This is a genomic window from Mergibacter septicus (assembly GCF_003265225.1).
Lineage (GTDB): Bacteria > Pseudomonadota > Gammaproteobacteria > Enterobacterales > Pasteurellaceae > Mergibacter > Mergibacter septicus.
Map to the genome: position 1 here is coordinate 332282 of NZ_CP022013.1, position 14376 is coordinate 346657.

Annotated in this window: 19 protein-coding genes; 11 read left to right on the forward strand and 8 right to left on the reverse strand. The window is 35.6% G+C overall.

The annotated features are described in order from the left end of the window. The first annotated feature begins 2 nt into the window (after positions 1-2). Positions 3-1217: an FAD-dependent monooxygenase gene (locus tag CEP47_RS01605; RefSeq protein ID WP_261919724.1), complete on the forward strand. Its 1215-nt coding sequence runs from the start codon at positions 3-5 to the stop codon at positions 1215-1217. Here CEP47_RS01605 and CEP47_RS01610 read toward each other — a convergent pair. Genes CEP47_RS01610 through fkpA form a run of 5 tightly spaced genes read right to left on the reverse strand, consistent with a single transcriptional unit; the run spans position 1214 to position 3760 of the window. Further along, complete coding sequence (locus tag CEP47_RS01610; protein ID WP_261919723.1) at positions 1214-1516, reverse strand: DsrH/TusB family sulfur relay protein; 303 nt, start codon at positions 1514-1516, stop codon at positions 1214-1216. The two genes, CEP47_RS01605 and CEP47_RS01610, sit on opposite strands and share 4 nt — an antisense overlap. A gap of 15 nt (positions 1517-1531) precedes the next feature. Beyond that, a complete protein-coding gene (gene tusC, locus CEP47_RS01615; RefSeq protein ID WP_261919722.1) occupies positions 1532-1891 on the reverse strand; it encodes a sulfurtransferase complex subunit TusC in 360 nt (119 codons plus the stop codon). Beyond that, positions 1888-2268, reverse strand: a complete 381-nt coding sequence (gene tusD, locus CEP47_RS01620) for a sulfurtransferase complex subunit TusD (protein WP_261919721.1) — start codon at positions 2266-2268, stop codon at positions 1888-1890. Before tusD ends, tusC begins: the two co-directional genes overlap by 4 nt. Next, a complete protein-coding gene (locus tag CEP47_RS01625; protein ID WP_261919720.1) occupies positions 2268-2975 on the reverse strand; it encodes a helix-turn-helix transcriptional regulator in 708 nt (235 codons plus the stop codon). Before CEP47_RS01625 ends, tusD begins: the two co-directional genes overlap by 1 nt. Before the next feature lie 59 nt (positions 2976-3034). Continuing rightward, entirely contained in the window at positions 3035-3760 is a 726-nt protein-coding gene (gene fkpA, locus CEP47_RS01630; RefSeq protein ID WP_261919719.1) for an FKBP-type peptidyl-prolyl cis-trans isomerase, read from the reverse strand. Between the two features lie 128 nt (positions 3761-3888). Between fkpA and CEP47_RS01635 the strand changes: the two genes are divergently transcribed. Beyond that, positions 3889-4110, forward strand: a complete 222-nt coding sequence (locus CEP47_RS01635) for a SlyX family protein (RefSeq protein ID WP_261919718.1) — start codon at positions 3889-3891, stop codon at positions 4108-4110. Positions 4111-4171: 61 nt separating this feature from the next. Here the strand turns inward: CEP47_RS01635 and uspA are convergent, their stop codons facing one another. Beyond that, entirely contained in the window at positions 4172-4594 is a 423-nt protein-coding gene (gene uspA / locus CEP47_RS01640; RefSeq protein WP_261919717.1) for a universal stress protein UspA, read from the reverse strand. Positions 4595-4747: 153 nt separating this feature from the next. Here uspA and mazG point away from each other — a divergent pair, with 153 nt between their 5' ends. Beyond that, complete coding sequence (gene mazG / locus CEP47_RS01645) at positions 4748-5545, forward strand: nucleoside triphosphate pyrophosphohydrolase (protein ID WP_261919716.1); 798 nt, start codon at positions 4748-4750, stop codon at positions 5543-5545. Positions 5546-5597: 52 nt separating this feature from the next. On the opposite strand, the gene bamE is transcribed toward mazG, so the two are convergent. Both bamE and yejK read right to left on the reverse strand, forming a co-directional pair. Beyond that, on the reverse strand, positions 5598-6047 hold the full coding sequence (bamE, locus tag CEP47_RS01650) for an outer membrane protein assembly factor BamE (protein ID WP_261919715.1): 450 nt from the start codon (positions 6045-6047) through the stop codon (positions 5598-5600). Between the two features lie 77 nt (positions 6048-6124). Next, positions 6125-7168, reverse strand: coding sequence for a nucleoid-associated protein YejK (yejK, locus tag CEP47_RS01655; protein WP_261919714.1), 1044 nt, complete (start codon positions 7166-7168; stop codon positions 6125-6127). Between the two features lie 132 nt (positions 7169-7300). Here yejK and CEP47_RS01660 point away from each other — a divergent pair, with 132 nt between their 5' ends. The 8 genes from CEP47_RS01660 (at position 7301) to CEP47_RS01695 (ending at position 14368) form a co-directional block, all read left to right on the forward strand. After that, the gene (locus CEP47_RS01660) at positions 7301-7537 is read left to right on the forward strand and encodes a DUF1414 domain-containing protein (RefSeq protein WP_261919713.1); all 237 of its coding nucleotides are present in this window, start codon (positions 7301-7303) and stop codon (positions 7535-7537) included. Positions 7538-7559: 22 nt separating this feature from the next. Next, a complete protein-coding gene (locus CEP47_RS01665; protein ID WP_261919712.1) occupies positions 7560-9347 on the forward strand; it encodes a DUF3413 domain-containing protein in 1788 nt (595 codons plus the stop codon). Between the two features lie 22 nt (positions 9348-9369). Further along, a complete protein-coding gene (rmuC, locus tag CEP47_RS01670) occupies positions 9370-10815 on the forward strand; it encodes a DNA recombination protein RmuC (protein WP_261919711.1) in 1446 nt (481 codons plus the stop codon). A gap of 103 nt (positions 10816-10918) precedes the next feature. Further along, complete coding sequence (locus CEP47_RS01675; protein ID WP_265482662.1) at positions 10919-11662, forward strand: hypothetical protein; 744 nt, start codon at positions 10919-10921, stop codon at positions 11660-11662. A 37-nt stretch (positions 11663-11699) separates the two neighbouring features. After that, on the forward strand, positions 11700-12161 hold the full coding sequence (locus CEP47_RS01680; RefSeq protein ID WP_261921013.1) for a YchJ family protein: 462 nt from the start codon (positions 11700-11702) through the stop codon (positions 12159-12161). Between the two features lie 24 nt (positions 12162-12185). Further along, complete coding sequence (locus tag CEP47_RS01685) at positions 12186-13142, forward strand: aminodeoxychorismate synthase component I (protein WP_265482663.1); 957 nt, start codon at positions 12186-12188, stop codon at positions 13140-13142. 23 nt (positions 13143-13165) lie between these two features. Next, positions 13166-13735 (forward strand): aminotransferase class IV family protein, encoded by a 570-nt coding sequence (locus CEP47_RS01690; protein ID WP_261921012.1) that lies wholly within the window; start codon positions 13166-13168, stop codon positions 13733-13735. A 36-nt stretch (positions 13736-13771) separates the two neighbouring features. Beyond that, positions 13772-14368: an anthranilate synthase component II gene (locus CEP47_RS01695; RefSeq protein WP_261919709.1), complete on the forward strand. Its 597-nt coding sequence runs from the start codon at positions 13772-13774 to the stop codon at positions 14366-14368. Positions 14369-14376: the final 8 nt, after the last annotated feature.

A 14376-nucleotide genomic window follows, 5' to 3' on the forward strand; every position in this document is an offset into this window, starting at 1 on the left:
AAATGAAAAGTTTTGATCTTGTGATTATTGGTGGTGGAATGGTTGGTTTAGCTTTGGCACAAGCTTTGGCGCAGGCTAATTGTCGTATTGCGATTGTTGAAGCTTATCCACCTGAACAACAATTAGAACAGATTGGCAATCGAGTCAGTGCTTTGAATTTAGCTTCTCAAGCTTTTTTAGAACAACTTGGCGTGTGGCAACAGTTACAGCAATGGCGAGCCACGTCTTATGCGGCAATGCAAGTATGGGAAAAAGATAGTTTTGCTAAAATTACGCTAGATACGAAAGGATTGGGCGTTGAACATCTAGGGCATATTGTTGAAAATCATTTGATTCGTCAGGCTTTATGGCAGAAAGTAAGTCAGAATCCAAATGTTGAAATTATACTCGGTCAACCACATCAATTAGGGGTGAATGACAGTAATGCGATTTTAAGTTTAACCCATGGAGAAATGCTAGTTGCTAAATTAGTTGTTGGGGCTGATGGTGCAAATTCTTGGTTACGTCAACAAGCCGATATTCCACTCAATTTTCGAGATTATCAACACACGGCTTTAGTGTGTAATGTTGAAACCACTGAACCGCATCAACAAATTTGTCGTCAGATTTTTAGCCATAATAGTATCCTTGCTTTTTTACCATTGCATCAACCTAATCTCAGTTCAATTGTGTGGTCTTTAGATCCATTACAAGCTAGAGAGTTAGTGGCTTGTGATGAAAAAGACTTTAATCAAGCATTAACAGTAGCGTTTGATAATCGTTTAGGCTTAACTCAGGTACAATCCCCTCGTAATATCTACCCACTTACCGCACGTTTTGCTCGAGATTTTGCTCAAGCTAGAATTGCTTTAATTGGTGATGCGGCACATACCATTCACCCTTTAGCTGGATTGGGAGTTAATCTTGGGTTTATGGATGCTTTGGCTTTAGCTGAACAGATTACCACCAATTTAAATGCAGGTTATGATATTGGTGATTATCGTCGTTTACGTTATTTTGAACGTTGGCGAAAAACTGAAGCAACAAAAATGTTGACTGCAATGCAGGCATTTAAAACCTTGTTTGAAGGGAGTACACCGATAAAAAAATTGATTCGAGGAGCAGGCTTAACTTTTGTTGATAATTTCTCTCTAATAAAAGAACAATTTATTCTTCACGCTACGGGCTTATCTGGCGATTTACCAGAGAGCGTAAAGTATTGCTTAGATTTTGTCTAATAGGCAAAGTGTGGTGAGTATTTTTCCGTTTTTTCTACTAATTGCTCTAATGATATTTTTTCAAAAAGTGTTTGATATTTAAGTGGAAGACGGTTGAATAACAGATGGAGATTTCGGGCAGTAAAATCAACATCTAAAATACTACAACGAATAGGTAGGTGAGAGAATAATTTAGGTGTTTTAAGTGCAAGTAATACCCCATCTTGCCACAGAATCAGAGCGTCATTTTCAGTGATATTGCTAAGTATAGCGTTTAAAAAATGTTGATCGTAGTGAGCATGAGCAAAGGTGTAGAGCATTATTTTTTCCTAAAATTAGAAGGTTAAGATTTTTTCTGCTTGCTGTAATGTAGCAAAAAAAGATTTTTGATCTAGTGGTTGGCAATTTAGTTGTAAATCTTGGATATTAAGTTGATAGCGTTCTAAATCTGGTTGATAGATAAAACGGTTTTCAATTTCGTATAGATCCAAGAGTTTAAATACCGCTGGCGTATTTTTTTGTAAAATCAGATCTGCTTGTTGTTGCACTAAGAGATTGCAGATCCCATCATTAAGAAAAAAAACACTGAGTTCATTTTCATCACAATAGGCAGCCATTGCCAGTAAAGCATCTAATCCTTCACGGCTACGGCTATTTCCGTAAGGTGGTTGGGTAAAAACAAACGCAATTTTCATAGTGTTATTACTCGATCTGCTAGTAGTACCGCTTGACTAAATTCCCCTAAACCTGTCAGAACAAAACCATCAGCCAGATTATTTTGTTGATGATTAGCTGATGTTTCAGGATTAACAATCCCTCGTCGTTGTGCTGCTGCAATACAGAGAGATAATGGAATGTTATGTCGCTTAGCTAACTGCTGCCACGCTTTAACTAAATTAAATTCATCATTTGCAGGGTAAACAAATTGGTTTCCATGGGTAACGCCTGCCTGTGAGAAAAAAATTTGGGTAATTGTATGCCCTTTTGCTAATAGTGCCTGTGCGATTTGATAAGCTAAAAAAGAGGCTTGGCTACCATAAACAGGCTGAGTGATAGATAAAACGTAGCGCATTATTTTTGTTCGTCCTGCTTGATTTGACGAATATAAAGATAAACAGTGTGGCGAGAAATATCTAATCGCTCAGCAACTTGATTAATAGCATCTTTAATATCAAAGATACCTTTTTCAAATAACGAGATCACAATCTGACGATTTTTATTATTATTGGCAACATTCCGATCGTTGGTAATATCTTCAATTGTTTGTTCAACAGTTTGTGCGACTAATTCTTCAACAGAAGATGCAAAGTTTACTTCCGATGTTCCTCGAGCTTGCTCTTGGCTAGGTAACAACCCTTGTAAAAATTGGGACATTGGAACATCAAGGTTAAAATTGATACATAATAAGCCAATAATACGTTGTTGTGGGTTACGGATTGCTATACTGATTGATTTCATTAAACCGTTGTTTTTCGAACGAGTAAAATAAGGTTGAGGAGTGCTTTCAGTCGTCATTTGATGTAGTGAGCGTAATGCGAGATCTGTTAGTGGAGAACCAACTTGACGGTTTGTATTATGCCCATTAGCAATACAGATAGCAGAATGTTGCAAATTTTCTAGAGAGTGCAAGACGATTTCACAATGAGAACCAATTAATGCTGCTAAGCCTTGAACAACAGGGATATAAGAGTTAAGTATATTATGATCTTCAACACTGAAAGGGGGATTTTCCCCAGAAAAATTATCATCATCAAATAGATCTTGCTTATATTCGTTCACGTTTTTCTTCCTATTAAAATAGAAGCAGCGAAACTGCTTCTATATCTAGATAAGGTTAATTATTTATCGGCAGGTTTATGCGATAAAAGTTCAATCTCAAAAATGAGAGTTGAATTTGGTGGAATAGCACTGCTTCCGCTTTTACCATAGGCTAATTCAGGTGGGATAACAAGTTCAATTTTTCCGCCATCTTTAATTAATGGAATACCTTCAATCCAACCCGGAATCAAGTTATCTAAACGGAATTCAATTGGTTCGCCACGTTGATAACTACTATCAAAAACCTTACCATCAATTAGAGTGCCTTTATAGTTAACTTTGACGATATCACTTGGTTTGACTGTAGTCCCACTGCCTTGGCGTTCGATACGATATAAAATACCCGATTTAGTGCTTTTTACACCTTTTTGTTTTGCAAATTCAGCACGGAATTTATCGCCTTTTGTTGTATTTTCTGCTGCAATTTTATCAAGCTCTGTTTGGGCAGCATTCGCAAGAGTAGTTTGTAATAGTTGTAATTGTTGGCTAAAAGCAGCATCGTCCATTTTGCTTTTGCCATTTAAACTGTCTTTGAAACCAGCAATAATTTCTTTATTGTTATAGTTAATATAATTTTTTTGGCTTTCAGAGAGTTGTTCAACGTTTTTTGCCATTAATACGCCTAGTGCATAAGATGATTGATCAATAAATTTAGGATCTTTTAATGTATCGCTATTCGCAAAGGCTGGTGCACTAACTATCGCAGTGATGAGACTTGTTAGGAATAGTTTGCGTAACTTTTGCATATTTAAACCTCATTTATTTAGTTTTAGTAGAAAATTTGTTTCTCACTAGGAATTATACGTATAATAGCGAGAGTACCTTTCATTATAGAAAGCCACTTATTTGATGTAAATAAAACTGAAGAAAAACTATGAATAAATTGTTATTTAATCCAGAACGTCTTGATGAACTCGAAATGAAAGTTACTTTTCAAGAAAAGGTAATTGAAGATTTGAATCAGGCTTTAGTAGAACAACAATTTGTGTTAGATAAATTACAGTTGCAAGTAAAATATTTAGCACAAAAGTTAAAAACTATCCAACCTTCTAATGTTGCTACTCAAGCAGAAGAAACGCCACCACCACACTACTGATTGAAGCACTATTTAGTAAAATGTGGTGATGGCTTTGTCGCATATTAGGTTGAAGGTTTAATTAATCTTTTAATGGAACGACTAACATATCAATCGCAATAGAATTCATTACTTGGCGAGTTGAGGACATTAATTTACTCCAAAAATCTTGGTGATGACCAACTACTAATAAATCAACATTATATTTTTCGATTGCATCGGATAAAACTTGTTCTAAATCACCGCTACCACTTAATGTTTCCGCAATTGGGTAACCTGCTTGATTAGAGAGTTCGACCAGAGCTTGGTGGGTTTCATCAGAAATACGATCTTGCATTGATGTCATATTGATATCAATTAAGCCAGTGTAGAGATCGGAAAAATTAACATCAACATGAATAATCGAAAGTTTCGCTTGATTTCTTTCAGCCACTTTTTTCGCTTTTTCAATTAGAAAAGTGCTTTCTTCAGAAAGATCGACCGCAACTAAGATGTGGTTATACATTGTGTACCTCCGAATACGAACTTAATGATCAATTTTTATTAGAAATACTATCACGAGTGTTAAAAAAAAAGTATGCATTAGATCACACAAATAAAAATTTCATTATAATTAATCGCATTATTTTCGTTGAAAGCGTTTTAGAGGGATATGGCAATGAATAAAATAGATAGAATGCAAAAGTTTATTGAGATTATTGCTCGGTTGCGGGATCCTAAAAATGGTTGTCCTTGGGATCTTGAACAAAGTTTTGAAACGATGTCGCCTTATGTTTTGGAAGAGGCTTATGAAGTTGTGGAAGCCCTTGAACAAAATGATCCTATTAATTTAAAAGAAGAATTAGGTGATCTCTTATTACAAGTTGTGTTTTTAAGCCAGCTAGCAAGTGAAGCAAATCTTTTTACTTTTGATGAGGTGGTAGAAAGTGTGAGTGAGAAGATTGTACGGCGTCATCCTCACGTTTTTGGCAAAGTTAAAGCAGACACCAGTGAGCAAGTATTACAAAATTGGGAACAAATTAAGCAACAGGAACGTCAAGAAAAGGCACAATATTCTGTTTTAGATAATATTCCTTTAGCTTTACCTGCATTAGTTCGTGCTGAGAAAGTACAAAAACGTTGTGCTAAAGTTGGGTTTGATTGGGATAGTGTGTCGCCAGTGGTGGAAAAAGTACAGGAAGAATTAGATGAAGTAAGACAAGAGCTTATCCGAGAGCCACAAAATCAGCAAGCGATTGCAGAAGAAGTAGGCGACTTGTTATTTGCTATGGTGAATTTAAGCCGACATTTAGATCTACAAGCAGAGCATTTATTGCGTAAAGCAACACAAAAGTTTGAACGGCGTTTTAAGAAAGTAGAGCAAGAGGTCAAGCAACAACAAAAAACATTCGAGATGATGAATTTGGTTGAATTAGATCTAATCTGGGATCAAGTTAAACGAGAAGAGCAAGAGTAAAAATAAAATCCACTTTTCAATAGATAAAAGTGGATTTTTTTATGGGATTAATTTATTTCCAAAATTGCCACCAAGATTTTTTAGTTTTACTGGTATCTTGTGAAGTACTCGTTTCAGTTGGTGCAATGACACTAGTTGGTGTAATGATAGGTGTACGATCAATGGTTTTTTCTGATAGAGGATTATCTAACTGAAAGTCAGTAACCAAACCGTTTTGATTGAAATTGATAGTTAATTTATGTTCGATAGGTTTTTCGTGTCCATTTTGGATGAGTTGAACATAGTACCAAGTAAGTGAATTAAATGGATCAACGAGTAGTGGAGTTCCAAGTAAGTATTGAACTTGCTCCGCTGTCATACCTTTTTTTAATTGTGCCACTTTATCGCTTTCAAGATAGTTGCCTTGTGGTACATCAATACGATAAACGAGTTTATTTAAGGATGAACAGGCGGTAACACCAAAAATAAGCGTTAATATCATTAAAACAGATTTTAATTTCATACTGTTTTTTACCTTTATTATTTACAAAATTAGAAAAAAATCGTTCAGATAATACCTAAACCTGTGATAAATGCAACTTATTCTGCGGTTTGTTTGCGTAATTGGTCTTTTAAATTTGGTGGTAAACCTTGGATAGTCAACGTATCTGTTTTTTCATTCCAGAAAATACGCTGGTTTAGTAAAGCTAGATCGAAACTTAGCGTAATACCTTTCCCTGAACCTGATAATTTCGTTAAACTTTTTAAGGTTGAACGAAGTGGTGGAATACTTTCTTCTAAACCATAATCTTGAGTGTGAGCAAACTCAGCGAAATTTTGTTGGTTTAAGGTTGGCATTGTTTCGGCTAATTCCGTGAGAGTAATTTCTTCCCCGTTACTTAGCTGATTTTTACAGTAATCAAAAACTTGCTTTTTGACAGCTTGAGTTTGTGGCATATTGAGATCTGCTTGTTCACAATAATCGCTAACTGCTTGTAGTAAACATTGATTTTGAGTTTGAGGATTTAACCCTTCTTCGGCAGATAAGAAATCCATAAAAAAGTCACCAATTTTTCTACCTACTCGCCCTTTTAGAAAGGTGAGGTAGCGATTAGAGTTAGCGTTTAGTTGTAATTCTGTCAGATTGATACGAGCAACAATATCAAAGCTATTGAGATCGAGGTAATGCGTCTGTTGGATATTTAACCCTTCATCAACTAGCATACTGGTTTTATTATCAAGTAGTGCAATAAAAAGATAATCTGTGGCTAAAAATTGATAGCGAGAAAGAATAAAAGTCCCTCCCGTAGTAAAGGTATATTTATTTAATTCTTGGCTCAGCATTGCAGCACAATTTTGGCTAAAGGTAAGAAAATCTCTCTCATCTTCTAAATATCGGTTGAGTTCTTGGGCAAAAACGGAATTTTCTTGGAAGACTGCATAAGATTTATTTTTTCCTTGATATACTTGATGAAGTTGCAACATCATTTGCCCAACATCTTGATCATTGGGTAATAGTTCTTGACGTAAATGGGTAATAAATTGGCGAGTAGGTGGATTTTCAACACCTTCTGTAAGATCTTGTTTGGAAGTTGGATCAAGGCTAAGTTGATGCAAAACAATCTGGTTTACATAAATTGTCATAAGAAAACCTATTACTATTTGAATGAAAATAGCCATAATTATAATAGATTTATCAGTGCTTTTTTAGCGATAATCTACAAAAATCTGCTATCATAACCAGATACGATATTATTTTAACGAAGAGACAAGTGTATGGCATTTCATTCAAAATACCCGAATCAACAAGTTGAAGAAATTTTAGCAGAATTAATTACTGTATTAGAGAAACACCAAGCTCCATTAGATCTCTCTTTAATCACATTAGGTAATACAGTAAGTAATTTATTAATTAATAGCGTTGGCAGCCCACAAAGATTGGTATTAGCTCGAGCATTTTCACAAGCATTATTAGATTCAATTGAACAAGTAGAAAAAGCATCAAAGCATTAAACTTTAGTTAAAGGAACGGGTAATGTTGCGGTTTCAGCGAGAGAAGATCTATCAAAATCGAGAAGAAATTTCTCGTAAAATTACTTGGGGACATTGGTTTGCCTTTTTCAATATTATTTGGGCGATTATTATTGGCTCACGTTATGCGTTTCTTTCTGATTGGCCAAGTACCTTTTTAGGGCGAGTGTATTTTTTTATCAGTATTCTTGGCCATTTTAGTTTTATTGTTTTTGCGTTTTATCTGCTATTAATCTTTCCACTTAGCTTTATTATAAAAAATAACCGTACTTTTCGTGGTGTATCTGTCATTATTGCGACATTATCAATTACAGTCTTATTAATGGATACTGAAATTTATAAACGATTTTATATTCATTTATCTTCAATGGTCTGGGATTTGGTGGTGAATCCTGATAATGGTGAATTATCTCGAAATTGGCAGCTTTTTTTCACACCAATGCCCATCATTTTGCTGGTACAGATGCTATTTTCGCATTGGTCGTGGCAAAAGCAACGTAGTTTAGAAAGACAGAAGTGGATAAAACCCGTTTCTTATCTATTCGTTTTCGCTTTTATTGGTACACATTTAATCTATGCGTGGGCAGATGCCACTTTTTACCGCCCAATCACGGCACAACGTGCGAATTTACCACTTTCTTATCCATTAACAGCGAGATCATTATTAGAAAAAACAGGGTTATTGGATCGGTTAGATCTTGAAGCTAAAAGTACAGCTAATGGGCGAAATGATGCGTATCCGATAGAATATCCTAAACGTGCGTTACACTATACTAGTGGTTTGGCACAACAACCGAATATTCTTTTGATTAATTTATCGGGCTTGCGTTATGATGCAATTACCGCTAAAAATATGCCAGAACTGGCAAATTTTGCCACGATGTCAGCAAATTTTACACGTACTTATGCGGCGGGAAATGATCCTCAACGAGGTTTAGTTGGAATTTTATATAGTTTAAGTGGTAGTTACTTAGATAGTATACTATCACAACGGATTGAACCTGTATTCTTACAACGTATTGCTCAACTGGATTATCAAAGAGAAGCATTTTTCAGTGGTAATCAATCTCATTCATTAGCACAGTTATTGAGTTTTACCCTGCCAACCACGCAACTGGTTAATGATCCGCTTTTAGTTAAGCATTGGCAAGAGTGGTATCAACATTTACCAGAGAATCGCCACTGGTTTAGTTTACTTAATTTCAATTTATCGCAAGCAGTAGAGACAAAACTAAAACAACAGCAATCCACTACCGATAAGCTAAGTTTAGAACAAACCTATCAACAAGTTTTAGTCGATACAGATCAATTATTAGCACAAATTTTGACGACATTAGGTGAAGAATTAGAGCATACCTTAATCATCATAACCGCAGACGTAGGTTACGATTTTGATGCGACATCCGTACAACTTGGAAATTTTTCACCTAATTTACTGCGAGTACCCTTATTAATACATTGGCAATCAATAAAGCCACAAAGTTACCAAAGATTATCAAGTACATTGGATATAGTACCGACCTTACTACAAGAGGTGTTCCATATTGAAAACCCAACGATAGATTATGCGTTAGGTAAAAATTTATTTAGTGATGATCCCGCTGGTTGGAGATTAGCGTCTAATAACCGCTGGCACGTTATTATTACAACCAATGGCGATCAGTATCAAATTGATTTAAAAGGAAATTATTATAAATATAATCAGGAATATCAAGAACAGCGTTCTAGCCGTCCGCCGCTAGGTTTATTTTTATCCGCTTTTGGTAAAGACCGCAGTTTTATTGAAAAATAATTTGATTAAAGGAAAGAAAAGAATGAGTAGTTCAGTATTGTATTTTCTTATTGTCGTGTTATTGGCAATCATTATTTTGCTATTTTTCATTGCAGAAAAACGTAAACGAGAGGCACTCGAAACTCAAGTTAATTTAGCGAAAAATATTGATGATTATAATCAATTAGTTAACAAAGTAGAGCAGTTATCACAATTAAAACAGCAAGCCGAACAAGACAAAGTTAAGGCAGAAACGAGGCTTGAAGGGATATTAACGCAGTTGAATCAAAGTCAACAGACTCTACAAGAGAAAGAGCAACACTTAAACCAGCTTTTTACAAAAATTACCGATCTTTCGCAACAACTTACCGAATTAAGAACGACACAAAATGAACGAGAGAAACATTTTGCTGAATTACACCAGCAAAGTGAACAGAATAAAGCACAATTAGCCCTTGAATTTCAGAATTTAGCGAATCGGATTTTTGATGAAAAAAGTAAAGGGTTTATTAATACAAGTCAGTCGTCGTTAGATACTTTATTAAAGCCCTTTAGAGAACAGATCGAAGGTTTTCAGAAGCGTGTCAATGAAGTACATTCTGAAACTTTAAAAGGAAATGCGACTTTAGAAGCCGAACTCAAAAAAGTCTTAGAAATAGGCTTAAATATGTCGCAAGAGGCAAATAATCTCGCTTCTGCTTTAAAAGGGAATAAAAAAATTAGCGGTAATTGGGGAGAAGCACAGTTAGAGCGTACTTTACAAACAGCAGGCTTAGTTGAAGGCGATCATTATATCAGCCAATTCAAAGCCAAAGATCAAGAAGGAAAGTTACGTTATCCTGATTTTGTTTTAAAGTTGCCTGATGATAAACATTTAATTTTAGATAGTAAAGTGTCTTTAGTCGCTTATGAAAAAGCGATAGTGGCAGAACAAGAGAGTGACATTAATTTACATTTAAATGAACACGTTGCAGCTATTCGTCAGCATATTAGCGATCTTTCAAGTAAAAATTATTCTGATTTAATCGGAATAAAAAGCCCTGATTTTGTATTGATGTTTGTTCCGATTGAACCTGCTTATATTGAAGCTTTACGCCATGATCCAAGCTTATTTAACTTTGGTTATGAAAAGAGTGTGATTTTAGTGTCGCATACTACGTTAATGCCGATTTTAAGAACAGTAGCAAATTTATGGCGAATTGAACAAGGGAATGCACAAGCGAGAGAGATTAGTGAACGCGCGGGTGAAATTTATAATCAAGTTTGTGTTGTGGCTGAACGTTTAATGAAACTTGGTAATAGTTTAAATACCGTTAGCGGTCATTACAATAGTACGGTGGTAGCCATGGTTGGGCAGCAAGGGCTACACGGTAAAGTTGAACGCTTTAAAGCGTTATCAACCAAAGCAAATAAGTCTTTACCTCATATTGATCTTCTACAATCAGATATTGAAAATAGCCGTTTATTACCTTTAGTTGATCAGAATTAATCTTGAAAAAAATCGAAAGTGTGAAACGTAATTTGAGGTTGTACAGAATTAATACTCATAACATAAAAGAAGGAAAAAGAAGATGTATTTAATCAGGAGAGTAATGGTAATGGTTACTTTGTTGATAGTAAGCCTAATTCCATTATCATCTAATGCAGAGAATATTGAAAAATATCAGAATGCTAAGATAGCAGTGAATTATCAAGGAAGTGTTGGGCAGTTAGCCCAAGATATGGCATATCGTTTGGGGATTGGCTATTACACCAGCAAAGTCGATCCTAATGTTAAAGTCAAGGTGGCACAAAATAGCAGTAAATCAATTCAATTTTTATTAGATACGGTTAATGCTCAACTGCAAGAGTCAAGTTTACAGTTTATTTTATTAAATGATCAGGTAACTTTAGCATTAAAACAAAAAGGGAGTGATAACTACATTGGCCCAATTACCTTTGAAGAAAGTAATGCTGAACAGACAAATGATGTGATTTCAACGCAACAGATCGCCGTAGAAGATCAAGCAAGTGCGGAGAAAAAAATGAAAGAAATTATTGCATTAAGTCAGGATCAAAAGTTGTTAGACAAATATGCTCAGCGGAAACAGCCAGTCTATCGTATTAGTGATGCAAAAGCGGTTAATTTAGAACAAGTGAGAACTACCAAAATTAGTACATTTCTTATTTTTGCGAAAGATGTTGATGTTAATAAGTATAAGATTGAAGGGAAATTCCAAGAGATGACTAAGTTGAATAATGTGGTTGCAATTTTACATACTAAGCAGCAACCTACTGATAAAATTACAATTATTGCACCGAATGGTACAAAACAAGAATTGATTAAAGTCCCATAAATTAAGGTTTAAAGTGAAAGTTAGTTTAGCAGATACAATGCCTTGCCCTTGTTGTTCTGGTCAGTTATATCAAGAATGTTGTCAGCCCTTTCATCAAGGAGAGCCAGCCTGTAATGCTGAACAGTTAATGCGTTCTCGTTACAGTGCTTTTGTCTTAAATAATGTTGATTACATTATTAACACCACCCTACCTGTACAACAAATTAGCTTAGATCGCCAAGCGATTGCCGCTTGGAGTAAGCAGACGAATTGGGATGGTTTAGAGATTGTACGCTATTTACCTAAATTAACGGCAAACCACGCAATGGTCGAGTTTAATGCTTATTATCTGGAACAGCAAAAACGCCTTGTTCATCAAGAATTATCCCTTTTTGTGTTTACAAATCAGAGGTGGTATTTTGTTGATCCTAACGTACTGGAAAAAGTATCGCCTAAACAGCCTTGTTTATGTGGTTCTGGACGTAAATATAAACAGTGTTGTGGGCAGTTTTTTCGCTAATAATAGATCACCTTGAAGGTAATAATGATTGCTGATCCTTTTTTCTTTCTAATTGATTTTGAACAAGAAAAGCCGATTATATGTCCTTTAGCTGAGATGGCTGAGTTAGGATTATTTGTACAAATGCCGGGAATGGATAACTTAGCGGATTTACCCGAAGCGATAAAGACAAAGGCTTTGCCTACATTACAATGGCAAACTTTCCCTTTGCCGTTTGAAACTTATCTACAAGGCTTTAAAACAGTACAACAAGCCATTCAATTAGGGAATAGTTATTTACTCAATTTAACTTATCCAACGTTACTGAAAACCAATTATAGTTTGTCTCAACTGTTTCTAGCGACACAAGCACCATATAAATTGTGGTATCAAGATCATTTTGTTTGTTTTTCTCCAGAATGTTTTGTGCGGATCAAAGGGAATACCATTTATTCCTATCCAATGAAAGGAACGATGAATGCAGAACAAGCAGAAGCGAAGCAACAACTTTTAGCTTCAGAGAAAGAGTTGTGGGAACATTATACTATTGTCGATTTAATCCGTAATGACCTTGCGATGGTGGCGAGTAATATCCAAGTTGATCGTTTTCGTTATTGTGAAAAGATTATCACAGAACGAGGGGCTATTTGGCAGACAAGTTCAGAAATTAAAGGGGAGTTATCTTCTGAATGGCGTCAAGATCCTCTACAAATTTTAACTAAATTATTGCCAGCAGGTTCAATTAGTGGTGCCCCAAAGCAAAAGACCTTAGAAATTATTCAACAAGCTGAACAACAAAAAAGGGGATATTATACGGGAATTTTCGGTTATTTTGATGGTGAAAACCTCGAAAGTGCCGTGATCATTCGCTATATTGAACAGCAAAATGAAGCCCTGTATTTTCGTAGTGGTGGTGGGATTACTGCACAGAGCCAAGTAGCAGTTGAATATAATGAGTTACTAGAAAAAGTTTATTTACCACTCAAAAAGATCACAAAATGAAATCAAGATCTGCACAACAATCTCTGTTTCCGCTTTTTGAAACGATAGCGATTAAAAAAGGTAAAGCCCAGAATTTAGCCTTACATCAAGCTCGTTATCGCCATTCATTATTGCGTTATTATGGTTCGGTACAAGGTGAGGTGAATTTAGCTGAGCTTATTCAAGTTCCGACCAATTTAATCGACAGTGATCTAATTCGTTGCCGTATAGATTATAACCATTCACAGCAAAAAGTGCAGTTTTTTCCTTACCAGCCACGCCGTATTCGGCATTTCCAGCCTCTTATTTGTGAGCAAGTAAACTATGTTTTAAAATATAGTGATCGAACACAGTTAGAGGCTCTTTTCGCACAGCGTGGTAATTGTGATGAAATTATTATTGTTCAAAATGGAAAATTGACGGATTGCTCAATTGGAAATTTAGCCTTGAAACGGCAAGGTGAGTGGTTCACGCCAGATACCCCTCTTTTATTTGGAACAAAGCGGCAGCAGTTATTGCAGGAGCAACGCATACATCTACGATCTCTTTCTTTGACTCAGCTGGATTTATTTGAAGAAATTTGTGTTATAAATGCACTAAATGATTTAGCCTAAGCAAAAGGTGAAGATGTTTTTAGGAAGAAGAGCAAAATGCAAGAGATAAAACTGTTGGTGGTAGATAATAATGACTCTTTTACTTATAACTTAGTGGAGCTATTACGCCAACTGCAACAGGAATTAGGCTTGGAGATTACTGTATGCCCCGTTGGTGAGTTGAATCTGGCTGAGGTTGATCGTTATACCCATATTCTTTTATCCCCCGGTGCTGATATACCAATGGCTTATCCACAAATGTTTGCATTATTGGCTGATTATCATCAAACGAAATCAATCTTAGGGGTATGTTTAGGACATCAGACTTTGTGTCAGTTTTTTGGTGGGCATCTCTATAATTTAGGTCAAGTACGACACGGACGAAATGGACGTTTACAACAACTAGCCCCCTCTCCATTATTTACAGGCTTGCCTTCAGACTTTGAGATTGGTTTATATCATTCTTGGGCGATTAGTCAGCAGGATTTTCCCCAAGTGTTAGAGATAACGGCATTGTGTAATCAAGGGATTATTATGGCAGTGCAACATCGGCAATATCCACTATATGGTGTCCAGTTTCACCCAGAATCTTTTATTACCCAACGAGGAAAAGCTCTACTAAAAAATTGGCTTTTAACAACAAGAAATAGGTAGAAAAAAAG